General features: G+C 62.4%; 22 protein-coding genes. 3 read left to right on the top strand and 19 right to left on the bottom strand.

Annotated elements, in window-relative coordinates:
* The first annotated feature begins 178 nt into the window (after nucleotides 1–178).
* Nucleotides 179–1,144 carry a DUF559 domain-containing protein gene (locus tag ACNQOP_RS17545; RefSeq protein WP_416405278.1) on the top strand — a complete coding sequence of 322 codons (966 nt, stop codon included), beginning with the start codon at nucleotides 179–181 and terminating at the stop codon, nucleotides 1,142–1,144.
* Nucleotides 1,145–1,312: 168 nt separating this feature from the next.
* On the opposite strand, the gene ACNQOP_RS17540 is transcribed toward ACNQOP_RS17545, so the two are convergent.
* From ACNQOP_RS17540 to ACNQOP_RS17490, 11 genes are all read right to left on the bottom strand, one after another.
* Entirely contained in the window at nucleotides 1,313–1,411 is a 99-nt protein-coding gene (locus ACNQOP_RS17540; protein WP_003792170.1) for a 30S ribosomal protein bS22, read from the bottom strand.
* A gap of 163 nt (nucleotides 1,412–1,574) precedes the next feature.
* Complete coding sequence (locus ACNQOP_RS17535) at nucleotides 1,575–1,787, bottom strand: helix-turn-helix domain-containing protein (RefSeq protein ID WP_211713427.1); 213 nt, start codon at nucleotides 1,785–1,787, stop codon at nucleotides 1,575–1,577.
* Between the two features lie 139 nt (nucleotides 1,788–1,926).
* A complete protein-coding gene (locus ACNQOP_RS17530; RefSeq protein WP_416405277.1) occupies nucleotides 1,927–3,075 on the bottom strand; it encodes a 3-deoxy-7-phosphoheptulonate synthase in 1,149 nt (382 codons plus the stop codon).
* Nucleotides 3,076–3,294: 219 nt separating this feature from the next.
* A complete protein-coding gene (locus ACNQOP_RS17525; RefSeq protein ID WP_416405276.1) occupies nucleotides 3,295–4,302 on the bottom strand; it encodes an acetylxylan esterase in 1,008 nt (335 codons plus the stop codon).
* A gap of 14 nt (nucleotides 4,303–4,316) precedes the next feature.
* Nucleotides 4,317–5,030, bottom strand: a complete 714-nt coding sequence (locus ACNQOP_RS17520) for a DUF1961 family protein (RefSeq protein ID WP_416405275.1) — start codon at nucleotides 5,028–5,030, stop codon at nucleotides 4,317–4,319.
* Complete coding sequence (locus tag ACNQOP_RS17515) at nucleotides 5,027–5,677, bottom strand: rhamnogalacturonan acetylesterase (RefSeq protein ID WP_257370889.1); 651 nt, start codon at nucleotides 5,675–5,677, stop codon at nucleotides 5,027–5,029. Before ACNQOP_RS17515 ends, ACNQOP_RS17520 begins: the two co-directional genes overlap by 4 nt.
* A gap of 21 nt (nucleotides 5,678–5,698) precedes the next feature.
* Nucleotides 5,699–6,571, bottom strand: a complete 873-nt coding sequence (locus ACNQOP_RS17510) for a carbohydrate ABC transporter permease (protein WP_416405274.1) — start codon at nucleotides 6,569–6,571, stop codon at nucleotides 5,699–5,701.
* A complete protein-coding gene (locus ACNQOP_RS17505) occupies nucleotides 6,572–7,561 on the bottom strand; it encodes an ABC transporter permease (protein ID WP_284986291.1) in 990 nt (329 codons plus the stop codon).
* Nucleotides 7,540–9,069, bottom strand: coding sequence for an extracellular solute-binding protein (locus ACNQOP_RS17500; protein WP_416405273.1), 1,530 nt, complete (start codon nucleotides 9,067–9,069; stop codon nucleotides 7,540–7,542). Before ACNQOP_RS17500 ends, ACNQOP_RS17505 begins: the two co-directional genes overlap by 22 nt.
* 4 nt (nucleotides 9,070–9,073) lie before the next feature.
* Nucleotides 9,074–9,289: a hypothetical protein gene (locus tag ACNQOP_RS17495; protein ID WP_416405272.1), complete on the bottom strand. Its 216-nt coding sequence runs from the start codon at nucleotides 9,287–9,289 to the stop codon at nucleotides 9,074–9,076.
* Nucleotides 9,282–9,983: a YesL family protein gene (locus ACNQOP_RS17490; protein WP_416405271.1), complete on the bottom strand. Its 702-nt coding sequence runs from the start codon at nucleotides 9,981–9,983 to the stop codon at nucleotides 9,282–9,284. Before ACNQOP_RS17490 ends, ACNQOP_RS17495 begins: the two co-directional genes overlap by 8 nt.
* Before the next feature lie 338 nt (nucleotides 9,984–10,321).
* Between ACNQOP_RS17490 and ACNQOP_RS17485 the strand changes: the two genes are divergently transcribed.
* On the top strand, nucleotides 10,322–12,451 hold the full coding sequence (locus tag ACNQOP_RS17485; protein WP_416405270.1) for a DUF6807 family protein: 2,130 nt from the start codon (nucleotides 10,322–10,324) through the stop codon (nucleotides 12,449–12,451).
* A 62-nt stretch (nucleotides 12,452–12,513) separates the two neighbouring features.
* Here ACNQOP_RS17485 and ACNQOP_RS17480 read toward each other — a convergent pair whose 3' ends face one another.
* Genes ACNQOP_RS17480 through ACNQOP_RS17460 form a run of 5 tightly spaced genes read right to left on the bottom strand, consistent with a single transcriptional unit; the run spans nucleotide 12,514 to nucleotide 17,671 of the window.
* A complete protein-coding gene (locus tag ACNQOP_RS17480; protein WP_416405269.1) occupies nucleotides 12,514–13,797 on the bottom strand; it encodes an MFS transporter in 1,284 nt (427 codons plus the stop codon).
* 17 nt (nucleotides 13,798–13,814) lie between these two features.
* Nucleotides 13,815–14,474 carry a Poxvirus protein I5 gene (locus ACNQOP_RS17475; protein ID WP_416405268.1) on the bottom strand — a complete coding sequence of 220 codons (660 nt, stop codon included), beginning with the start codon at nucleotides 14,472–14,474 and terminating at the stop codon, nucleotides 13,815–13,817.
* Between the two features lie 11 nt (nucleotides 14,475–14,485).
* The gene (locus ACNQOP_RS17470; RefSeq protein ID WP_257370899.1) at nucleotides 14,486–15,406 is read right to left on the bottom strand and encodes a carbohydrate ABC transporter permease; all 921 of its coding nucleotides are present in this window, start codon (nucleotides 15,404–15,406) and stop codon (nucleotides 14,486–14,488) included.
* Nucleotides 15,403–16,353: a carbohydrate ABC transporter permease gene (locus tag ACNQOP_RS17465; RefSeq protein ID WP_257370900.1), complete on the bottom strand. Its 951-nt coding sequence runs from the start codon at nucleotides 16,351–16,353 to the stop codon at nucleotides 15,403–15,405. Before ACNQOP_RS17465 ends, ACNQOP_RS17470 begins: the two co-directional genes overlap by 4 nt.
* A gap of 31 nt (nucleotides 16,354–16,384) precedes the next feature.
* Nucleotides 16,385–17,671 (bottom strand): ABC transporter substrate-binding protein, encoded by a 1,287-nt coding sequence (locus tag ACNQOP_RS17460; RefSeq protein WP_235517374.1) that lies wholly within the window; start codon nucleotides 17,669–17,671, stop codon nucleotides 16,385–16,387.
* A 207-nt stretch (nucleotides 17,672–17,878) separates the two neighbouring features.
* Here ACNQOP_RS17460 and ACNQOP_RS17455 point away from each other — a divergent pair, with 207 nt between their 5' ends.
* Nucleotides 17,879–19,897, top strand: coding sequence for a beta-galactosidase (locus tag ACNQOP_RS17455; RefSeq protein WP_257370901.1), 2,019 nt, complete (start codon nucleotides 17,879–17,881; stop codon nucleotides 19,895–19,897).
* Between the two features lie 75 nt (nucleotides 19,898–19,972).
* Here the strand turns inward: ACNQOP_RS17455 and ACNQOP_RS17450 are convergent, their stop codons facing one another.
* The 3 genes from ACNQOP_RS17450 to ACNQOP_RS17440 all read right to left on the bottom strand — a co-directional run bounded on the left by ACNQOP_RS17450 (nucleotide 19,973) and on the right by ACNQOP_RS17440 (nucleotide 23,342).
* Nucleotides 19,973–21,325, bottom strand: coding sequence for an ABC transporter substrate-binding protein (locus tag ACNQOP_RS17450; protein WP_416405267.1), 1,353 nt, complete (start codon nucleotides 21,323–21,325; stop codon nucleotides 19,973–19,975).
* Nucleotides 21,326–21,481: 156 nt separating this feature from the next.
* The gene (locus tag ACNQOP_RS17445; RefSeq protein ID WP_235517377.1) at nucleotides 21,482–22,405 is read right to left on the bottom strand and encodes a carbohydrate ABC transporter permease; all 924 of its coding nucleotides are present in this window, start codon (nucleotides 22,403–22,405) and stop codon (nucleotides 21,482–21,484) included.
* Nucleotides 22,398–23,342 (bottom strand): carbohydrate ABC transporter permease, encoded by a 945-nt coding sequence (locus tag ACNQOP_RS17440; RefSeq protein ID WP_211713445.1) that lies wholly within the window; start codon nucleotides 23,340–23,342, stop codon nucleotides 22,398–22,400. Before ACNQOP_RS17440 ends, ACNQOP_RS17445 begins: the two co-directional genes overlap by 8 nt.
* Nucleotides 23,343–23,456: the final 114 nt, after the last annotated feature.

Below are 23,456 nucleotides of genomic sequence, written 5' to 3'. Positions count from 1 at the left end.
CTCGCTCACATCCCACCCCCTTCAAACCAACCCTCGCTCACATCCCACCCCCTTCAGGCCAACCCACGCTCACATCCCACCCCCTTCAAACTAACCCTCGCTCACATCCCCAGGACGTGGTCCCCGTCCCTGTGGATAACTTCTGCAGCTCCAGCGGGATCTGGGTCAGAATGCCGGTATGCAGATTCCCATACCCGTGCCCTCCAAGCTGGCATCCGCCCCGTTTACACTTTCGGAGGCCAAGGCCGCCGGCCTCGCCCATCCACAGCTCTGGAAACGCGTCAGTATCGAGGCTGTGAGCAAGGGCATATACCGGCCGAAGGACTGGGCCTTTGATCTGGAATCGGCTGCTCGCTCGCTCTCGGCCGTGAGCCCTGGCGCTTGGATCTCACATGTCACTGCCGCCAAGATCCACGGATTTTCACTCCCACCTTGGCTGTCAGATTCCAATGAGCTGCATCTGAGCAAGCCGCGGAATCTGCCTGCGGTGCGGCGAAAAGGCGTTACCGGCCACACAGTTGTGGTCTCGGAAGGCGAAATAGAGCTCAGTCACGGCATGTGGATCAGTACACGCTCCAGGACCTGGTTGGACTTGGCCCGAACGCTTCCGCTGAATGAACTGGTCAGCGTTGGCGACGAACTCATTCGCATCCCCAGGCCCGAATTTGAGCAAAGGGACGCGCCGTTCACGACCATCCACGAACTACGCACCATGGTGGATCGCCACAAGAACCTGCAGGGCGTTGTCCGTGCGAGGGAAGCACTGGATCTGATGCGGGTCGGTGCCGACTCGGCGCCGGAGACTGCGCTCCGTCTGGCTATGTTCGATGCTGGGCTTCCCGACCCGGAACTACAGGTGCGGCTCTACGTCAACGATCCTTTCTCGCCTTCAGCCGACCTCGGCTACCGCGAGCGTCGGGTCGCTATCCAGTACGACGGCGGTCATCACCTCGCGCAGGAACAGATCCTCAGTGATCGGCGAAGGGACAAGGCATTCGAGGCAGCGGGGTGGACGGTGCTCATCTTCGGTAAGTCGGACCTCGCGGACAACTTCGCGAATGCCACCCGCCAGATCAAAAGAGCCCTAAGAAACGGCTGGGTAGACCCATCGGTCCGGGCGGGCTTCGCGCGGCCTCACGCGTGAGAGAGGGTCCGGGAGGAAACAGGCGGGACGTGAGCGAGCGTCCAGGGGAAACAGCCGGAACGTGAGAGAGCGTCTAGGGGAAACAGGCGGGACGTGAGCGAGCGTCCGGGGCGCAAAAATGCCCGCCACCTCGAAAGGCAACGGGCATTCACGCTTGATGAAGTATCTCTACTTCTTATTGCGGCGCTGGTGGCGGGTCTTGCGAAGCAGCTTGCGGTGCTTCTTCTTGGCCATACGCTTGCGACGCTTCTTAATAACTGAACCCACGAAAGTTCCTTACAAACTAGAAGGTCCTGTCTGTTGGAACGGATCCGCGGAAGCAGACAGTACAACTGACAGATTCTTACATTGACGTAAAACGTTCCTTAACAGAGTACCGCTTCAAAGGGGCACCCCGTGACCACGGTCCGTGGGGCGGACTGCGGCAGCCTCAGGCGGTCTCGGATTGCCCGTCCACGACAGCACCCTTAAGGTACTGGGATACGGCCTCTTCCGGAACCCGGAACGAACGCCCGAACCTGACGGCGGGCATTTCGCCTGAGTGAACCAGGCGATACACGGTCATTTTGGAAACACGCAAGACGTCGGCCACTTCAGCCACCGTCATGAAACGCGCATTCGAGAAGTTAGTCTCCGCGGACATTTCCCATATTCCTTTGCTCTCAGACAGTAGGACACCCCCAGTAGAACGGTGTGCCGATGCTGAGCCATCCAACAACCATGTGCTAGATACTCTAGAGGCTGATGGGGCCAATGTGAAAGCATTTCCGGAAAGTGGGACCCTACTCCCCCGATGCCACCCGGCGCTTCCGGGCCGAGGCTGCGAGCTGCTCCAACACCGAGGCAGTAACGTCCCACTCCATGCAGGCGTCGGTGACACTCTGGCCGTAGACGAGTTCCTGCTCTCCGGCCAACTGCTTGGCCGTATCCAGGTTCTGCGCCCCACCGACAAGGAAGCTCTCCAGCATCACACCCGCAACAGGCGAAGAAGACCCGGTTTCCAGCTGCGCACCGATTTCGAGTGCAACCTCAGCCTGCCGGTGGTGGCTCTTGCCGCTGTTGGCGTGTGAAGCGTCCACGATGAGGCGCGGGTTGAGTCCCTTGGCGGCGAGCTTGGCCGAGGCCGCTGCGACGTCGTCGGCAGAGTAGTTGGGGCCCTTGCGTCCACCGCGCAGGATCACGTGGGTATCGGGGTTACCGGACGTAGCCACCAAAGCCGCGCGGCCGTCGTCGTCGATTCCCAGGAAAGCCTGCTCAGCGGCAGATGCACCGCACGCGTCGATGGCTACCTGGAGGTCGCCGTCGGTCCCGTTCTTGAAGCCAATGGGCATGGACAGGCCGGACGCCAACTGGCGGTGGATCTGGCTTTCGGTGGTGCGCGCACCGATGGCGCCCCAGGACACAAGGTCCGCCATGTACTGCGGGCTGATGGGCTCCAGGAACTCGGTGGCGGTGGGCAGGCCCAGGGCTGTGACCTGCTTGAGGAAGCCGCGGGCGGCGCGCAGTCCTGCAGCGATGTCGTGGCTGCCGTCCAGGTGGGGATCGTTGATGAGGCCCTTCCAGCCCACCGTGGTGCGCGGCTTCTCGAAGTAGGTCCGCATGACGATCAGCAGGTCTTCCTTGTGCTTCTCGGCCTGGCTGACCAAACGGCGGGCGTATTCAAGCCCAGCCTTGGGATCATGGATGGAGCACGGACCCACAATGACCAGCAGGCGATCATCCACGCCGTCCATAATGGCGCGGACCTGGTCACGCCCACGGTCGACGACGGCAGCTGAGCGGGCGTCCAGCGGCAACTCAGCGATGAGGTCCTGGGGAGCCGGCAGCGGCTCGAAGCGCGCTACCCGCAAGTTGGAGGTTGAGGGCTGCGGGGCGTCAGCGGTGTCGGGGGCTGAAAGCGATTCTGCGGATTCTGCGGCGATGCTGGTCATGTCTGGGTCCTGTCCGGGATGCGGAGCGGGCCCCTTTTCAGAACCCGCCGGATATGGCGAAGGGCAGAGAATGATCTCTGCCCTGTTGGCTCTGAAGGAAAGTTGGATGCGTGTCAGTTAGACGCGGGCCCCTCCAGAGCCAACGAAAAATACGCATACCAACGGTTTGTCATAGCCACACCATAACCACGGTTCTTCACACGCGGCAAATCGTGTCCGTCATGATGACAACAGCTTGCGCAGGTACTGCAGCTGCCTGACCCAGTGGTGTTCCTGGCCGCCTTCGTGGTTGTTGAAGCGGTAGACCTCTATGTCCTTCTCCGGCGCTCCGGCATCAAGACCGTAGTTGTTGTAGCTCGCGAACACCGTAGAGGGCGGGCAAATATCGTCCATCTGGGCTGCGGAGAACAGCGCCGGGACGGTGGCCGCGCGGCCCACGTGGACGCCGTCGAAGTAGTTCAGGACAGCCAGGATCGAGTCGTAGCGGTCCCGGTGCCGGCCGAGGAATGAGGCGATTTCGGGATAGGGCCCGCGCGGGGTGATGTCGATGGCGCGCGGGAAGTCCTGCAGGAACGGGACATCGGGCAGCGCGGCAATGACGCCGTCGAGCCGTCCGGCCACAAGGCCGGCGGTAGCGACGGTGATGCCGCCGCCTTGGCTCACGCCGGTCAGGACCACTTTGGAGGGGTCGACGGCGGGATGGTTCTGCGCCGCTTCTACCGCCCGGAAGGCGTCCACGTAGACCCGTCGGAAGTAGTAGTTGTCCGGATGGTCGGCGCCGCGGGTCATGAGGCCGGCATAGTTGACCCCGCCCGCCGAGGGGTGCGGATCCGGGGTATCGCCGGAGACACCGCCGTAGCCCTGGCCGCGGGTGTCCATGATGAAGTGCGCGTAGCCTGCCTGCGCCCAGCGCGTGTTTTGGTTGACCAGTCCACGGCCGCCTGAATAGCCGATGTACTCCACCACTACCGGGAGCTGAGCGCCGGGTTCACGATCCGCCGGCACGTGGAGCCAACCCTTGATGCGGTCTCCCCCGAATCCGGAGAAGGTGACATCGAAGGTATCGATCACCGTGAGGTAGTTGTCCACCGGCTCGAACACTGCGTCCAGCGGCAGGGCCCTTGCTTCGGTGATGGTGCGGTCCCAGAAAGCGTCAAGGTCAGCCGGCGCCACAGCTGTGGAGGTGTAGTCGCGAAGCTGTTCGAGGGGCAGGTCAAAAAGAGGCATGAGGAGATCCTACGTCATAGTTTAGTGCCCGCCGTCACAGGGCGTAGCGGCTGGAGCGGGCTGATGGTGAGGTTGCGGTACGCGGCTTTGAGCGGAGCCATCTGGCGGATCCCAAAGTAGCCGCCGCCCAGCGGCTCCGGGCCGGGGTCAACCCAGTCGAACAACGGCAGGCCATTGATCGAAAAGGCCACACGTGGCCCGTCCTTAAGCACTTCCAGCTGGTAGAAACCGTCGGCATCCCCGGCCGGAGGAAGGGGGTCGGCGCCTTGGGCCACGAGTTCGAACCCCACACTTTTGCGGAGATTGCAGGTGCGGAAAGCTCGCTCCAAGGCGTGCTTGTGCCGGAAATAGGAGACATGAAGGGCGTCGATATCCCCCGAGTGGTATTGCGGGTAATAGCCGGTCCGCGGAGCAAGGGTCGTGGAGAACAGGTCCTCGCCGCCGTGCCCCCTGGCCGCGAAAAACACCATGGCCAGGCCGGGTTCCTCCAGCGGCCGGAACTCCCAGGCGATCCGGACGGAATCCGGGATTTCTTCCGGGCACCACAGGGTCCAATGGGCGTGGTCGCCGTGGACTTCAGCGTCAAGGGCGCCCGAGAGGACCAGCGCGCTGGTGCCGTCGCCGCGGGAAGCCGGCCCGCCGTCGTCGTACGTTTGGAACTGGACCGGACCCTCCGCGATCCAGGTCCGAACGTCAGCAGGTCCCCGCAAGGGGTTGGAGTAGATCAAGCGCGCGCCCCAACAAAGCCGAGGGTTTCCAGCTGTCCCGCCACGTATCCGGCAATCATAGTGGCCCCCTTCTGGTGGAAGTGCGTGTTGTCCTCCAGGCCGCCGGCCCAGTGCGCATGCTCGCCGGGGGCAAAGTGGGAGAACAGCTCCTTGGACTTCTCCTCCCCAAGCTCTTCGTACAGTGTCCGGGTCCACTGGTTGAGGTCGATGACGTCCAGGCCCAGCTCGCTTCCGAGTTCACGCACGACGTCGGGATACTCACCCAGCGTCTCGTGCAGGGTGCCGGCGAGGAAGTACCGACGCTCCACCGACGTGCACAGGATGGGCACGCCACCCTTGGAGCGGACCTCGGCCACCATGCGACGAAGGTTCTCTAAGTAGCCCGTCCGCGCCGCGAGGTGTTCACGCTTCTGGTCGTTGTGCCCGAACTGGATGAGCACCACGTCGCCCACCACGGTCTGGTTCAGCAGCTGGGTCCAGAGCCCCTCCTCACGGAACGACTCCGTGGTGGCGCCGCCCTTGGCGAAATTGTGGACGGCACCCCACCAGTAGGTTTCGGGGGCGAGGTGGGCGCCCCAGCCGCTCATCGGGTATTCGTAACTGGGGCAGGCGGCCACGGTGGAGTCGCCCGCGAGGAGGATTTTCATGGTTGTACCTTTCAATGCGCCTCAGCCCTTGACCGAGCCGATCAGCATGCCCTTGGCGAAGTGCTTCTGCAGGAAGGGGTAGAAGATCAGGATGGGGAGGGTGGCCACCACGATCACGGCGAACTTGATGCCTTGCTCGGGCGGTATGTAGCTCGGGTCCACGTTGCCGGCGCCCAGGAGGTCGGACGCTGCGGTGACCTGGCGGAGGTACATCTGCAGGGTCCACATGTTGTTGTCGCTCAGGTAGAGCAGTGGAGACATGAAGTCGTTCCAGATTCCCACCGCGTAGAAGAGGGCGAACGTGGCCAGCACCGGTTTGGACAGCGGCAACAGAATCCGCCAGAGGATCCCGATTTCCGTGGCGCCGTCCATCTTTGCCGACTCTTCCAACTCGTCCGGGAGTTCCTGGAAGAAGTTCTTGATGATGATCAGGCTGAACGGGTTGATGGCCGCCGGCAGGATCAGGGCCCAGTAGGTGTTCAGCAGGCCCAGGTCCTTGACCAGCAGGAACGTGGGAATCATGCCGCCGGAGAACACCATGGCGAAAACCACCAGGGACATGATGAGCTTCCGGCCGCGCAGGTTCTTCTTCGCCAGCGGGTAGGCCATGGTGACGGTCAGGATCAACTGGATCAAGGTACCCACCAGTGTTACCAGCACTGTGGTGACCAGTGCCTTGGTGAACGCCGGGGTAGAGAAGATGTACTCGTAAGCCGAGAGGGTGAACTGTTCGGGCCAGACGAAGAACGCCCGCCGGGTGATTTCGGCTTCGTTGGCGAAGGAGCCGGCCAACACATAGACGAACGGCAGCAGCGTGATGATGCCGACCAGGCTGAGGAAAACGTAGTTGGCGGCGTCGAAAACCCGGCCGCCGCGGGTGTTGTGAATCTTCATTTAAAACAGTCCGCTCTGGTTGAACCGCTTGGACAGCCAGTTGGTGCCAAAGATCAGCACGATGCCTACCAGGGATTTGAAGAGTCCGACGGCGGTGCTGTAGCTGTAGGCGCCCTGGGTGATGCCCACGAAGTAGACGTAGGTATCGAAGACGTCGGCCACGCTGCGGTTGAGGGCGTTGGTCATGAGGTAGATCTGCTCAAAGCCGGTATTGAGCATCTGCCCGATGGCCAGGATCAGCATCACGATGATCGTGGACCGGATGCCGGGCAGGGTGATGTGCCAGACGCGCCGGAACCTGCCTGCGCCGTCAATGATGGCCGCCTCGTACTGGTCCTGGTCCACTGTGGCCAGCGCCGCCAGGAAGATGATGGTTCCCCAGCCGGTGTTCTTCCAGATCTCCTGGAGCACGATCAGTGGCCGGAACCAGTTGGGATCGGACAGGATATCCACGTTTGTCCCCAAGAGCCCGTTCACGAACTGGAACAGCGGGCCGATGTCCAGGGCAAAGAGCAGGAAGCTCAAGGACGCCACGATGGTCCACGACAGGAAGTGCGGGATGTACACCAGTGTCTGGACGGTGCGCTTGAGCACTGACAGGCGGACCTCGTTGAGCAGCAGTGCCAGGATGATCGTCAGCGGAAACGCGATCCCCAGGTTCAGGAACGCAAGGATCAGGGTGTTGCCGAGCAACCGCGGGAAGTCGGGGTTCGCGAAGAAGTCAGTGAAGTTGGTGACACCCACCCACGGGCTGCCGTTGACGCCGAGGAACGGAACGTAGTCCTTGAACGCAATGGACACGCCGTACATGGGCCCGTACCGGAAGACCGCAAAGTAGAGGACTCCGGGCAGAAGCAGCAGATACAGCCACTTGTAGTGCGCAAAGTGGACGGCGAACCCACGCCGCCGCGGGGCGGGCGGCTTGGCGGCCACCCGCTCCGGGGCCTTGGCTTCAACAACCGGCGCGGTCACTTCTTGTTGTCCTGCCACAGCTTGTTGATTTCTTCCTTGACCTTGTCACCGCCGCTGGTGTTCCACAGCTTGATGGCGTCCTTCAGGCCCTGTTCGTCGGTCTGGCCTGCCAAGTACTTGATCCGGGCATCGGCCACGATGTTGTCCAGTTGGGCACCCTTGGCAACATAGGTGGGCGACACGAACGCCGCTGCCGGGTTGTAGACGGCGCTCTTGAGGTCCTTGGCCATGACGGCTACACGGTCATCGAACACCTTCTGCTCGTACTCGGAGGCCTGCTTGACGGGGTAGAAGTTGTTGCCGGTGACGTTGGTTCCGAGCTGGGCGAAGCTCTTGATGTCGGTATTGACGGCCTTGCCCTCAGGAGTTTCAGGCTTGATGGTGGCGGCCAGGCCGTCCACGACGTTGAAGTTCACGCCCTCGATCCCGTTGTTGATCAGGACGGCTGCTTCTTTGCTGTTCAGCTTGTCCAGGAAGGTCAGGACGTTCTTCAGGTCTGCCTCGGTTTTGACGCTGGACTTGGGGATGGCCAGGAAACCGGAGTAGCCATCGGTGGGGTGGGCGTGCAGTTCGCCGTCGGGACCCTTGAGGCTGCCCACGAAGCCCACCTTGTTTTGGAAGTCGTTGGGGTTGGCCTGCTTGAACAGGTTGATCAGCACGCTCGCCCGGGAATCGACGTCGATGATGATTCCACCCTTGCCGTTGAAGAACGGCTCGTTCCACTTGGTGCTGTCGAAGGTGGCGAAATCGGGGTTGATCAGCTTTTCATCCACCATTTTCTTGATGAAGCGGTTGGCCTCAAGGAATTCCTCGGTTTCAAAGCTGGGAACGAGTTTTCCGTCGCGTTCGGCCCAACGGTTTCCGGCGCCGTACCAGGTTTCGATGAGGTCGTAGGGGCTGTTGGTGCCCAGCCCGCCCCACTTGGGGATGGTGATTCCGTAGGTGTCGTTCTGGCCGTTGCCGTCCGGGTCCTGCTCGGTGAACGCCTTGGCTACTTTGTAGAGGTCCTCTGTGGTTTCTGGTGCCTTGAGGCCGAGTTTGTCCAGCCAGTCCTGGCGGAACATCACGGCAGCACGGATCGGGTTGCGGCCGCGGTAGACGCCGTAGACCTTGCCGTTGACGCTGGCGTTTTGCTGGACCTCCGGGAAGGTGGTTTTGAGGTTCGCGTAGTCCTTGAGTTTGTCTGTCAGGTCCCAGAATGCACCGGCTTCGGCGTTCTTCACGAAGCCGGGCGTCTTGCCTTGGACCACCAGCAAATGCGGGATGTCGGAGGACGCCAGCGTGATGTTCATCTTGTCTTCGTAGGATGCGTTGGGCGTCCACGTGATGTTGACGTCCTTGCCCGTGAGCTCCTCGAGCTTTTTCTGGACGGCGCCGTCGGCTGTTGGCGGTTGCGCCTCCAGGAACGGTGCCATGATCTTGACGGATGAAAGGTCCGACGCCGGCGCTTCGCCACCGCAGGCGGTCAGCGCCAAGGCAGCGGATACGACGACGGCGGCGGCCAGCGTGTGTTTTCTACGGATCATTTTCCTACTGCTCCACTTCTTCGGGGTTGTTATGGTCCGACGACGCTCCCGGAAACCTTTTGATGGTCCACAGGTGCTCGCCGTTCATGCCTTGATACGTTTCATTAGTGCCCTCGCCAGAGGCGTTCCGAACAAGCTCCGCATGCCCCTGGACATCCAGGGGGCGGTGGAGGACCTGGTTCCCGCCTGGTCCGGGCCGCACCGGGTTGATGTCAGGCAATGCCGGCTCCCCTCGTCACAACAGCTGCCGTTGCCCCGGCCGCGGGTGTCCCCGCGGGCGCATCTGCTGACAGGGCACCCGCCATGGCTTCATCGTTGGCGGTGAAGAAGCGGTCGCATAGCCAACCCGTGACATACAGCCACGCTCCGATCCCGAAGAACGGAATCAGCCCTGGAACGGAACGGCATACGAACAGGGCGGCTGCCGTGACGAATACGAGGATTACGGTTCCGGCCAGATGGCGCATGGCGAAGCGGGACGACATCAGGAAGTACTGGGGCACGGAAAGGTGGTAGCGGGCAAACATCGGGAAGAGGTAGCAAGCTACCCCCGCCCCGAACAGCGCCATCATGAACAACCCTGTCGAGGCGATCTGCGAGCCAAGGTCCCATCCTGCCGAAAAGTAGTCCCAGTTGAGCGTTAGGGCCACCCCGACTGCCACCAAGGGGAACCCCAAGGCATTACCCTTACCGAAATTCCGGGCATACTCCCTGGCGAAGCGCCGCACCAGTGGTGCGGCACCGCCCCGTACCTTGTCCCTTACCAGCAGCTGCGCTGCAGCAGTACTGGGACCGAATCCGAAAACAACGCCACCCAAGACCGTGAAGATGATCCACAAAACGTTCAGGCAGGCTATCCAGACGAGCGTGTCGAACAGTGAGTAGGCCTTGAAACTAAATCCACCAGACGCCATGGCTCCCCCTTTCTCCATCGTTGCAGAACAGGCCCAGGGTTCCGGTGGCACTGGTTCTTTCGAGTGGCACCGGAAGGCGGCGTGGGCCGGCTGAGTGGGTGCGGCCCGGGTGGGCCACATCACAGAGTAAACGCTTTCCCGAAAACTTAGACGCTGCACATGGACCGCGTCAAGGGACTTCTTGAATCGTTACATTTCTACCTGGAGCGGGTTACACTGGGCTGAACCGAAAGTGGGAAAGCGCTTGCTGGGTATAGCCTGAACCCGCCGGACCACATGAAATGCAACCCGGACGACGGCGTCACTCGCCTTCGCCGCATCGCCAGCAGAGGAGAGCCATGGAAGCCCGCTCCGTCGAGTCCGCCAGCAGCCAACACCACGGTGACGCTCCGCAGTTGCGCAGCGAAGGAGCAGCGCATGGAGCAACGCATGGAGCAACGCCACCGTCAGCACCGACGCCGCGGACGACACTGGCGCGGATCGCCTTGGTAGGGGTGCATGGCTTCGGCGTCCATCACCTGCACAATCTCGAAAGGCTACGGGCGGAGGGCCTGGTGGACTTGGTCGCTGTGGCCGATCCCAACCCTCCGGCCCCGGGAACGCTGCCCGCGACAACGGCCGTGCATTCGAATCTGGGAGACCTGCTGGCCGGCAACCACTCCCCGGACGTCGTCATCGTGGCCACCCCCATCCAGACCCACGCACCCTTGGCCCTGTCCGTGCTGGCCGCCCAGGCCGACCTCTACCTGGAGAAGCCCCCGGTCGCCTCCATGAAGGACTTCCTCCATCTCCAGGAAGCTGCGAGCGCGGCCGGTCGAAGTGTTCAGATCGGTTTTCAGAGCCTGGGCTCGCACGCCCTGGCCGCACTGGACAAGCTGGCGAATGGCCAATTCTCACCCGAACTTCCCGGAATAGGGACCCTCAAAGGCATCTCCGCCACCGGCCGGTGGGTTCGGGATCGCGCCTATTACAAGCGCTCCCGTTGGGCGGGCAAGCGGAGTCTGGACGGCGTTGATGTGGTGGACGGCGTAGCGACGAATCCGTTGGCCCACGCCATCGCTACGGCGCTGCGAATTGCCGGTGCACGGCACGCTGAGGATCTTGCCGTAGTAGACACCGATCTCTACCGCGCGAACGACATCGAGGCGGACGACACCTCGGTGATCCGGATGCGTACCACCGCTGGATTGCCCATCACGTGTGCCCTCACGCTGTGCGCCACGGAGTCTGTGGAACCGTACGTGACGCTTCACGGCACGGAAGGAACGGCGGTGTTCCATTACACGGAGGACCGCGTGACGGTTCGCACGGAAGACGGTGAAACCTCGAATACCTTTGGTCGCGATGACCTCACCGAGAACCTCTTGCAGCACCTGTCCGAAGGCACGCCGCTGCTCAGTCCGCTCGATCACAGTGGCGCGTTCATGCGCGTCCTGGAAGCCATCCGCACGGCCGATCAGCCGGCCCTCATACCGACGGAAAACGTGGTCTGGGTGGGATCGGGCGATCAAGCACACGCCGTGATCCCTGGCATCGAGGACATCCTGGACCGCGCCACCCGTGCGCACGCCACCTTCTCCGAGCTGGGTCTGTCCTGGGCGCGGCCGGTCACGTCAGGCGCCGAGGCCCTGTTCGCCGACCCCGCCGACCAGCAATCCGCCCAGCCCGCCATCCCGGCTACCGTCCTGCGCAGCGGAAGCGGCCTCCAGCCAAGCCTCTCCCCCCGGCCTTACCTGCACCCGGTGTCTACCCGGGCCGGAATTGTGGTGACCGACCACCTGGCGTCGGACCACGCCTGGCATCTGGGTGCCGGATTCGCGCTGCAGGATGTGAACGGCAGCAACTTCTGGGGTGGTCGCAGCTATCGGAGGACCGCCGGAAAGTATGTTGACCTGGACGATCACGGCCGGGTGGACATCGCTGGCATAACCCGCGGGCACGACTACACGGAACTGGAGCTTGAGTGGTTCGGGGCCGACGGCAGCCTGCTTCTCAAGGAGCATCGCACCTTCAGTCGCAGCCTCATCAGCCCCACCACGTGGCGGCTGGACATCCAGACCCAGCTGACCGGCGTCGTCGATGTCACGCTGGGGAGCCCGGGTTCGCATGGTGCCGCGGGCAGCGGCTACGGTGGCTTCTTTTGGCGGCTGCCTGTCAATGCTTCGCCACGCGTCTTCTCCTCAACAGCAGAGGGTGAGCCGGCCGTGCATGGTTCCGTTTCGCCGTGGCTGGCTTGGTCGGGAGAGTTCGACGGCGGTCCGGCCACCTTGGTGTTCGGCGCGCCCCTGGAGTCCCCCGACCCGTGGTTCGTTCGGTGCAACGGTTACCCGGCAGTGGGTTCCGCCTTGGCCTGGGACACGGCGGTGGAACTGGCCCAGGGCACCTCCCTGGCGCGCGCCAACACGGTGTGGATCAGTGATGGGTCCTTGGACGTGCACCAGATCGAAGAGCTGGTAGCCAGCCGCTGATTACACGCTCCACGTCCCCGCGAACGGGCATTTGATGACAGTCCCGGCCCTTGTAACTGTCATCAAATGCCACCTCGACGGGAACAGCGCCACAGCAGCAGCCCGATCACCGTGGCAGACGCCATGCCCAGCGCACCGGTGATGACCAGCCCCGTACGGACACCGAAATCCTCGGTCAGCCAGCCGGCCAACAACCCACCCAAGGCGTGACCACCCAGGAGCAAGGGGAAGTAGAGGGCCAGGACCCGGCCGCGCACACTGGCCCCGGCTTCGAGCTGGACGGCAGTCGCTGCGCTGGTGAGGAATACCAGGGTCATGAAGCCCACCACCACCAGCATCACCACAAAGGACTCCTGGCTCGGCATGAGGGCGGCCACCAACTGGCTCAGGCCAAAGAGCCCGGCGCTGGCAACGATCCCCTTGCGTCCGAATCGTTTGATCCTGGTGGCGATCAAGGCACCAGCCAGTGCTCCGAGCGCGCTGACGGTGTTGAAGAGGCCAAACCCGGCCGGACCGCTGTGCCACACCCGGTCAGCGAAGGCCGCCAGGACAACGGGCCCGTTCATGCCGAAGGCACCCAGCAAACCGGCCAGGAGCATGGTGAGGAGAAGTGGTGGACGGGCACGGACGAAGCGGAATCCGGCCAGGACCTGGCCGCGGCCTTTCCTATGGCCGTGCGGTTCCGGGGAGTGGTGGAGCTCCCTCGGACGGATGGATCCGATCAGCACCAGGACCACTGCGCCAAGTCCCGCGTTGGCAGCGAAGGCAGCGGCCGGTCCTGCATGGGCAATCACCACACCCGCCAGCGCCGGACCTGCCATGGCGCCCAGTTGCCCGATGGCACTGTTCAGCCCGATGGCCGCCGGCAGTCCGGCGTCGCCTACCACTTCATTGACGAAGACCTGCCTGGCCGGCCCGTCGATCGCACTGGTGATTCCCAGAGCGACGCAGGAAGCGTAGACCACCCACACGTCCGTGCCGCCCGCTGCATTCCACACCGCAAGGCCGGCAGCAAGCACCACGGCGACGGACTGGCATAGCAGCAGGATTCGACGTTTGGGGAAGATGTCCACCAGCACCCCGCTGACGGGGCCCACCACCAGCATGGGAAGGAACTGAAGCGCAACGGCCAGGCCTACGGCAGCCGGGCTGCCAGTGAGCTGGAGGACCAACCAGTCCTGAGCGAGCCGCTGCATCCAGACGCCACCGCTTCCCACCAAGGAGAGGGTGACGAAGATCCGGTAATTGTGGTGCCGCAGCGGGTAGTGCCAGGACTCCGTGGAGCGGGCACGCGCGGTGCGGGTCCTGGTGGATTGGGGGCGCGGTGGGAACGGGCGCGGCGACACGGGGAGGTCTGCTCGATTCAGCGGGTTGGCCTGGAGTTTCGGTGGGAACGGATCTTGATGGCGGCCGCCGCGAGCACCAGGGTTCCGGGCACGATCACGAACAACGCCTGCAGCATCCAGACGAAGACAACTGCCATGAACACGGCGGCGAGAAGCAGCAGCGAGCCACTCCAGTCACGCAGGGAATCGCTCTTCGCACTGGCATAGGCCGCCGCCCAGCGCTGGGAGCCCGGAACGTCTGTGGGCACTTGGTACTCATCCCCGCTCCATGCCAGCTGGCCACTCCAATTGGCCGTGATGCGCAGCAGGAGCACCGCACCGGCGGCCGCCAGAATGACTGTGGCGGGCAGGATCGCAGCCCGTCCCGGCAGTTGCCCCACCAGCGCGAGCAGCAGGTTCAGGACAATCACGACGGCGGCTGTCGCCGTCGTGATTCCCAGCTTCCAACTGCCGGGCAGCGCCTTACGGAAGTTCCCCCACAAGCTGCGCAGGGAATCGTCCCTGCCGCTGAGGTGCCTTTCCAGATGGGCGACGCCGGCCGCATAGGCAGCCGGCGCCGTCACCAGAGGAACGGAGAGGAGGAGAACAATGACTCCGGCCAGGATGGTTTCGGAGAACAGCGCAAAACGGTTGACCGGGATGCCTGGTGTTCCGGTTGACGTGCCAATGGTGCTCATTGTCCGCTCCCCTAGCCCTTGAGTCCTTGGGTGGAAACGCCCTCGACGATGTAGCGCTGAAACACCAGGAAGAACACCAGCACGGGAAGGAGCGCCAGCACGGACATGGCGATCATGGCGCCATAGTCGGAGCTCTGGGTCTGGTCCACGAAGAGCCGCAGAGCCAGGGGCAATGGGTACTTCTCGGGAGTGTTCAGGTACAGCAGGGGGCCCAGGAAGTCGTTCCAGCTCCAGATGAAGGAGAAGATCGAGGTGGAGATCAGCGCGGGCTTCATCAGCGGCAGCATGATGGACCCGAAGATCCGGGCGTGCCCGGCACCATCAATGCGCGCCGCTTCGTCCAATTCGGCCGGGAGGCCTCGCATGAACTGGACCATGAGGAACACAAAGAAGGCATCCGCGGCAAGGAACTTACCGATCAGCAGCGGCACGTAGGTGTCCACAAGGCCGAGCTGTTGGAACACGATGTACTGCGGGATGATCACCACGTGGAACGGCAGAAGCAAGGTAGCGATCATCATGCCGAAGAACAGCCCGCGGCCGGGGAAGTTGATCCGGGCGAAGGCGTAGGCGGAAATGGAGGCGGACAGTACGGTGCCCACTACAGCGCCAACAGCCAGAATCAGAGAGTTGGTGAAGAACGTCAGCGTGGAGACACCACCGATGCCGTCCATGGCGGTGGCGAAGTTGTCGAAGCTGAAGTTGGCTGACCAGAGGGCGTTGTTGGCCCCGCCGATCTCGGAGTTCGGCTTGAAGGACGAAGCGATCATCCAGATAGCCGGGTAGAGAACCATTACCACCAGCGCCAAGGCAACGATGTGGAAGATGGCGCTCTTGATCCGCTTGGCCGTGACGGACTCGGACTTCGGGTTGTACACCGGAGCCTGCGTGGCCGGCGGAGTGGACTGGGTGGGGGTTGCCATTGTTGTCACTTTGAATCACCGCTGTAGTGGACCCAGGACTTGGAGGTCTTGAAGAAGATCAGCGTGATGATGCCGACCACGATCACCAGGAGCCAGGCCATCGCTGAGGCGTAACCCATCCGGAAATCGCTGAAACCGCGCAAGTACAGGTAGAGGGTATAGAAGAGTGTCGAGCCCGCAGGGCCACCTTCACCGTTGGAGATGATGTAGGCCGAGGCGAAGATCTGGAACGCGTGGATGGTTTCCATGAGCAGGTTGAAGAAGATCACCGGGGAGAGCATGGGCCAGGTGATGTTGATGAACTTCCTGACAGGCCCGGCACCGTCCATGGACGCGGCCTCGTAAAGGTCTGCGGGAATCTGCTTGAGCCCGGCCAGGAAGATCACCATCGGTGCCCCGAACTGCCACACGGTCAGCAGGATCATCATGCCCATGGTCATGTTGGGATTGCCCACCCAGCCCCCGAGGTTGATGCCGAAGAACGACAACCCCTGGTCGACGGGACCGGAGTCACCAAACATTGCTTTCCACACGATCGCGATGGACACACTGGCCCCGATAAGGGACGGCGCGTAGAACGCTGACCGGTAGAAGCCCTGGCCTTTGCGCTTGCTGTTGAGGAGCATCGCGATCGCCAAGGCTGCGGCGAGCTTCAATGGCGTTCCGAATACTACATACTGCAGGGTGACTCCCACTGATTGGAGGAAGCGCTCGTCCTGCAAGAGGGTGGTGTAGTTGTCCAGCCCGATCCATTTGGGGGCATCGAACAGGTTGTAGTTGGTGAAGGAGAGGTACAACGAGGAAATCATCGGGCCCACGGTCAGGGCGATGAAGCCCAGGAGCCACGGCAACAGGAAGGTGTATCCGGCGCGGGCGTCCGCTCCCCGCCGCCGCGACGTACGCGGTTGCGGGGCTGCGGACGAGGCACGCCTGCTCAGGGTTGGGCTTTGAGTCACAAGATCAGTCCGTCAGTTGGGAAAGCCTGGATCAGGCGTTCTGCTTGATGAGGTCTTCGGCTTCCTTGAACCACGCATCAGCTGCGCCGTCGATGGTCAGCTTGCCGTAGTTCAGGTCCGAACTGACCCGCTTGAACGTGGACTCCAGGGTGCCGAATCCCACGATGGGGGGCTCGGGAGCGTCCTTCAGGTACTTCTCAATGGACTTCTCGTAATCCACCACCAACTTGTCGGTTCCTTCGAACGTGGTGCCGTCGCGCTGGGTCTTCGACGCCGGGACGCCGCGGGAGGTCTTGAAGATCTGGCCAACCTCGGGATCGTTGACCATGAAGTCGATGAAGCGGGCCGCAGCATCCTTGTACTTGGTCTTGGCGCTGGCCACCATGAGCATGGAGGGCTTCAGGAAGAGGCCCAAGTTGTCGGGATCGTCGGAGGGCACGGGAACAAGCTTCAGTTCCTTGGCACCGCTGTCCGCGAGGTAACCGGCCATGAAGTTGTCCCAGGTGACTTCCGTTGCGGTGACGTTGGAACCGAACGGGGACTTTGGCAGCAACTGGGTGGTCTTGTCTTCGCCGACGATTGCGCCGGTGCCGCGCAGGTCCGCGCTGAGGTTCCACCACTTCTTCAGGTCGTCCTTGGAGAAACCAAGCTTCCCCTCATCGGTGAAGGCCTTGATGTTGTTCTGCCGCAGCCAGATGTTGAAGTTCCACCAAACACTGGTGTAGTCGGTGCCGCCGAAGAGCGTGCCATTGCCCTTCTGCCCAACCTCGGCGAGGAAGGCATTGAACTCCTTGTAGTTCCAGGAACCGTCCGGCTCGGCAATACCCAGCGAAGCGAGCTTCGCGGGATCGTAGTAGACAGCGAAGGCGTTGGTGCTGGTGGGAATGCCGAACGTCTTGCCCTTGATCTGGCCGGACGGAAGGAGGGACTTGTCGAATCCGTCGGTGTTGATCTTGACGGTGCCGAGGTCCAGGAGCTGGTTCCGCTGACCGTAATCGCGGAGGTAGGACAGGTCCCACTGCATGACATCCGGCAGGCCACCGCCGGCGGCTTCGGTGGCGCGCTTTTGCCAGTAGCCTGCGAAGTCGGAGAAGTTGCCGTTGACTTTGATGTCCGGGTTCTTGGTCTCGAAGAGCGCAATGGCCTTGCGGGTCCGTTCTGCACGGTCGTCATTGCCCCACCAGGTGTAGGTGATGGTGACGGGTTTGTCCGCGGAACCGGTCTGGCCCGAGGACGATGACTGGCCACAGGCCGAGAGGAACGCGGCAGATGCGGTGCCGAGTGCCACCGTGGTGAGGAATTTCCTTCTGTCGATCATGAGAGCCTCCTTGCTCAGTTGGTGCAAGCTTGTGGAGTTCTCTACAACGTGGCAGTGATCTCGCTTACACTCGTTCTGAATCGATACAATAGCCGCAATACGGAAACTGGGCAAGCGTTTTCCAAAGAACGCGTTTTGACCGATATTCTGCATTCATACGTTCAGCAGCACCCGCACCAGTTCGGCCAACCTGACGAAGGAGTCCCCTTGACCTCCCCCTCTATTCCCCGCAGCCCCTCGGTCTGGAACAGCATTGGCGGCCTCGCTTACGGGGGCGACTACAACCCCGAACAGTGGCCCCGGGATGTCAGGCTCGAGGACATTGAGCTCATGAAGGAAGCCGGCGTCAACTTCCTCAGCGTTGGCATCTTCTCCTGGGGCCTCCTGGAACCCAGCGAAGGCAATTACGACTTCGGGTGGTTGGACGAGGTCATGGACAACCTCCACGGAGCCGGCATCAAGGTAGCCCTCGCCACGGCCACCGCTTCACCGCCGGCCTGGCTGGTCCGCAAGTACCCGGAAATCCTTCCCGTCACGGCGGAAGGCATCCGACTGGAGCGCGGATCGCGACGTCACTACACGCCGTCGTCAGCTGTTTACCGCCGGTATGCCACCGGCATAACGCGCGTGATCGCCGAGCGCTATAAGGACCACCCCGCGCTGGCGCTCTGGCACGTGGACAACGAACTCGGCTGCCACGTTGGGGAGTTCCACGGCGAAGAAGACGCCGCCGCTTTCCGTGCCTGGCTGGAACGCCGTTACGGCACCATCGAAGACCTGAACGAGGCTTGGGGAACGGCATTCTGGTCCCAGCACTACGCCTCATTCGAAGAGATCATCCCACCCGGAGCGGCCCCCACCACGCTCAATCCGGGCCAGCAACTGGACTTCGTCCGATTCAATTCGTGGGCCTTCATCGACTTCTACAGGGAACTATTGGCCGTGATCCGCGAAGTCACTCCCAACGTGCCGGCAACCACCAATTTCATGGTCTCCAGCGCCACGAAAACCCTGGACTACTTCGACTGGTCCAAGGACATGGACGTCATCGCCAACGACCACTACCTGGTGGCGGCAGATCCTGAGCGCGCCATCGAACTCGCCTTCAGCGCCGACCTCACCCGTGGCGTGGCGGGCGGAGATCCGTGGATACTCATGGAACACTCGACGTCGGCGGTCAACTGGCAGCCCCACAACCAGCCGAAAATGCCCGGCGAAATGCTCCGGAACTCGCTGGCGCATGTGGCCCGTGGGGCGGACGCCGTGATGTTCTTCCAGTGGCGCCAAAGCAAGGCGGGCTCCGAGAAATTCCACTCGGCCATGGTTCCCCACGCCGGCCGCGACACCCAGGTGTGGCGGAACGTCGTGGAACTCGGCGATGCCCTGGACAAGCTCGAACCTGTCAAGGGATCCCGGGTGGAATCGCGCGTTGCGATCGTCTTCGATTACGAGGCCTGGTGGGCTTCCGAACTGGACTCGCACCCGAACAACTCGCTGAAGTACCTCGACACGATGCGCGCTTTCCACCGCTCTTTGTACCTCCGTGGAGTGACTGCGGACTTCGTCCACCCCTCCGGTGACCTGTCCGGATACGACCTCATCCTGGTCTGCACGCTCTACTGCGTGACGGACGCCGCGGCGGCCTCGATCGCTGCGGCCGCCGAGGGTGGCGCTACCGTCCTGATCAGCTACTTCAGTGGCATCGTCGACGAACGTGACCATGTTCGGCTCGGCGGTTACCCGGGCGCTTTTCGGGATTTGCTGGGCGTCCGCAGCGAGGAATTCCATCCTCTTTTCCCAGGCGCTTCGGTCACGCTGAGCGATGGAACTGTTGGCACGGTCTGGAGCGAACACGTATCTGCAGGCGCCTCCACAGACGTCCTGGCAACGTTCACCGACTACCCGCTCGATGGTGTGCCCGCACTGACCCGGCGCACCGTCGGCAGTGGTTCGGCCTGGTACCTCGCAACGCTTCCGGACAACGACGGCATCGACGCACTGGCAGCCCGACTCATCGAAGAAGCAGGGGTGACAGCCGTGACCGAGTCCTCACCCGGCGTCGAACTGACCAGGCGGCGTGCCGAAAACGGCCGCAGCTTCCTGTTCGCCATCAATCACAGCCGCGAGGACCAGGCCGTCAAGGCCGACGGCGACGAGCTGCTCAGCGGGGCCCGCTTCACGGGCGTGGTTCCCGCCGGGGCGGTCGCCGTCATCGCGGAGGACTGACGCAAACCCCGCGTTAAACGAAGCGCCCCGGGCGGATCACGAATGATCGCCCGGGGCGGTTCCCGCGGATAAGGACTAGCTGATGGCGGACTTCATTTCGTCCACGGCTTTCTTGCCCGCTTCGTCGGTGGAGAGCCTGTTGAACAGGACTTCGGAGGTGTAGCGCTTCACGATTTCCTGGATGGCGCCGGCACCCTTCGGCGGTGCGGCCGGAGCATCCCCGAGTTCGCCCTTGATCTGGTCGATGAAGGTCACTACCTTGACATCGGCCTTGGCGAGCTTGGGCGCAATGGCATCACGCACATCAGAGTTCGGGTAGACGCCGCGGTCCGCGAGGAGGGCTTCGCCGGCCTTGACGTTGTTGGTCAGGAAGTCGATGAACTTCGCTGTTTCTTCAGGGTGCTTGGTGCGGGAGGAAGCGGACCAGAACTGGGAGGCCTTGTACCAAAGCTTGGCGTCGGCAGCCTTGCCGGTCTTGGACGGGAAGCGCAGGATCTGCAGCTCACCGCCGGCAGCCTTTTCGAGGGCCGGAAGCTGGTTGGACCACCAGAAGGCGAGACCGTTCTTGCCGGTTGCAAGGCCACTCTGGTCCAGCGGCGCAGCTTCGGCTTCAACTACCTCCGAGGCGGACGGGACCGCCTTCTTCTCGCTGAGTTCCTTCAGGAAGCTCCACCACTGGGCAATATCGGAGGGGTCGAAGCCCAGTTTGCCGTCATCAGTGTAGAGGGACTTGCCGTTCTGCCGGAGCCATACTCCAAGGGAAGCCTCATCGGTTCCATACGCCGCGGCCCCATAGGTGCCCTTGGGCGACTTGGCGGTGACCTCGGCCGAGATCCGCTCGAAGTCTTCCCAGGTCCAGGTTTTGTCATCGGGCAGTGCCACGCCTGCTGCCTTGAAGACGGCGGGATTGGCCAGGATGGTCGCAGCGTTGATGCCTGCCGCGATACCGGTCAGGCCCTTCTCGCTCTTACCCGCATCCAAGGCCGCCGCGTCCAGCTTGGATGTATCAATCTTGTACTTGGAGAGGTCCAGCAGTGCGCCACGAGTGGAGTACTCGGTGATGTACTTCTCGTCCATCTGGATGATGTCCGGGGCGTCATTGGCGGCAACCTGGGTGGCCAGCTTGTCCCAGTAGCCGCTCCAGTCTCCATACTCGGGCTTGATCTTGATGTTGGGGTTTTCGGCTTCGAAGGCCGCGATGGCTGCCTGGGTTACCTGGGCCCGCTTGTCGCCGCCCCACCAGGCGAAGCGAAGCTCCACTTTTCCGTCGGCGCTCTTGGCTTCCGAGCCGCCACCGCAGGCGGTGAGCGCCAGGACCGCGGCGGCCGTTGCCGCGACGAGGGCCGAGGCGCGGAGCCTGCGCTTGGTTCGGCGGGGGGCTCCTGTTGTTGCGAGGGCGACTGCTTCACCCTTGGGTTGTGCGGGCACTGTTGTCTCCGATCTTCATTGATCCTGATGCGATATGGGAAAGCGTTTTCTTAGTTGTGTTTATGATACGAGTCACATTCTTGTATTACAAGATAACGACTTGTATTAGTTGCTGGGTATTACGACGGCGCACCGGCCGGGCCGTCGACGGCCGGCCTACTTGATACCGGTGGTGGCGATGCCCTTGATGAGGAACCGCTGGCCGAACAGGAACACCAGGAACACCGGGAACAACGACACGATGGACATGGCGAAGAGTGATCCCCAGCTGGTTGCGGACTGCGAATCAACGAAGGCGCGCAGTGCAACGGGGACTGTGAACATGTCCGGGTCCGTCAGGTAGATCAGGGCTCCGAAGAAGTCGTTCCACGTCCAGATGAACGTGAAGATGGTGGTGGTGGCCAAGGCCGGCACCATCAGGGGCAGGATCACGCGGAGGAAGATCCGCGGGTGTCCAGCGCCGTCGATGCGGGCCGCCTCGTCAAGCTCCTTTGGAATGCCGCGGATGAACTGGACCATGAGGAACACGAAGAACGCATCGGTGGCCAGGAGCTTGGGAACAATGAGGGGCCAGAAGGTGTTCACCCAGCCGATCTGCGAGAACAGGATGTACTGGGGCACGATCACCACGTGGAACGGAAGCATGATGGTCAGCAGCATGATGCCGAAGAACAGCTTCTTGCCGGTGAACTGCAGGCGGGCGAAGGCGTAGGCGGCCATGGAACAGGACACCAGGTTGCCTACGATCGAGCCCAGCACCACAATCGCCGAGTTGATCATGTAGTGACCGAACGGGTGGGTCAGGGCCGACCAGCCGTCGGTGTAATTTGTCATGTCCAGGCTGTTCAGCCAGAGGCCCGGTTCGCGGAAGATCAGGTCATTGGGCCGCAGGGAAGAAACCACCATCCACAGGAGCGGGTAGATCATCACCAGGCCCACCACGATCAGGATGGCGTGCTTGACCAACCCTTTGACGCGGGCACTACGGCTGAAGGCCAGGTTTCCGGGAGATTCACGGCGGCGCGGAGCCTTGCCCGGCTCGGTGGTTTTTGCTGCGGGAAGGCTCTGGAGTTTAGTCATCGTAGAACACCCAATACTTTGAAGCGATGAAGTTGATGGCGGTGAAGACGCCGATGATGACCAGCAGGACCCAGGCCATCGCTGAGGCGTAACCCATGTCGAACTGGCCGAAGCCCTTCTGGTACAGGTACAGCGTGAAGAACATGGTGGAGTCGGACGGTCCGCCGTTGCCGCCGGAGACGATGAACGCCTGCGTGAACGACTGGAACGAACCGATGATCTGGAGCACCAGGTTGAAGAAGATGATGGGGCTCAGCAGCGGAAGGGTGATCCGCCAGAACCGCTGGAGGGTGGTGGCGCCGTCAACTTCCGCGGCTTCGTAGTACATGTTGGGGATCTGGCGTAGGCCTGCCAGGAAGATGATCATCGGAGCGCCGAACGTCCATACATGCAGGAGGATGATCGAGCCAAGAGCTGTGCTGGGATCCGAAATCCAGCCGGGTCCTTCGATGCCCACCATGGCCAGGACCTGGTTAACCAGTCCCGTGGTGCCGAAGATCTGCTTCCAGAGGATGGCAACGGCGACGGAACCACCAAGGAGGGACGGCAAGTAGAAGATGGAGCGGTAGAACGGCAGGCCGCGAAGACCTTTGTCCAGGACCAACGCGATCAGCAGGGCCACGGCCAACTGCAGGGGGACGCCCACCAGAACATAGGTGAACGTGACCCGCAATGAGTTGTGGAGGCGTGCGTCGCCGAACATCCGGACGAAGTTGTCCAGGCCCACCCATTCCGGAGGCTGCAGGAGGTTGTAGTCCGTGAAGGACAGGTACAACGACATCAGCATGGGGCCCACCGTGATGGCAACCAAGCCAACGAGCCAAGGAAGAAGGAAGATGTAGGCCGCTTTGTTGTCGCGGCCGTTGGCCTTCTTCTCTTCCTTGGTCATGGGGCCCTTGCGGCGGGTCATCGTTGAGAGTTCACCAATGGCACTCATGGATTCCCCCTCTCCGGACCGCGAACGCCCTGCGGCGTCCCCGTGTGTACTACAGCGGCCATGTGGTCTCCTTTGGTCATCGTGGCCATCCACGGAGTTCGAGTCTGTTGATGC

The organism is Arthrobacter sp. LFS091 (genome assembly GCF_047977885.1).
Taxonomy (GTDB): Bacteria; Actinomycetota; Actinomycetes; order Actinomycetales; family Micrococcaceae; genus Arthrobacter.
Note: the sequence above shows the minus strand (reverse complement) of the source record. Positions and strands in the feature narration are given on the sequence as shown.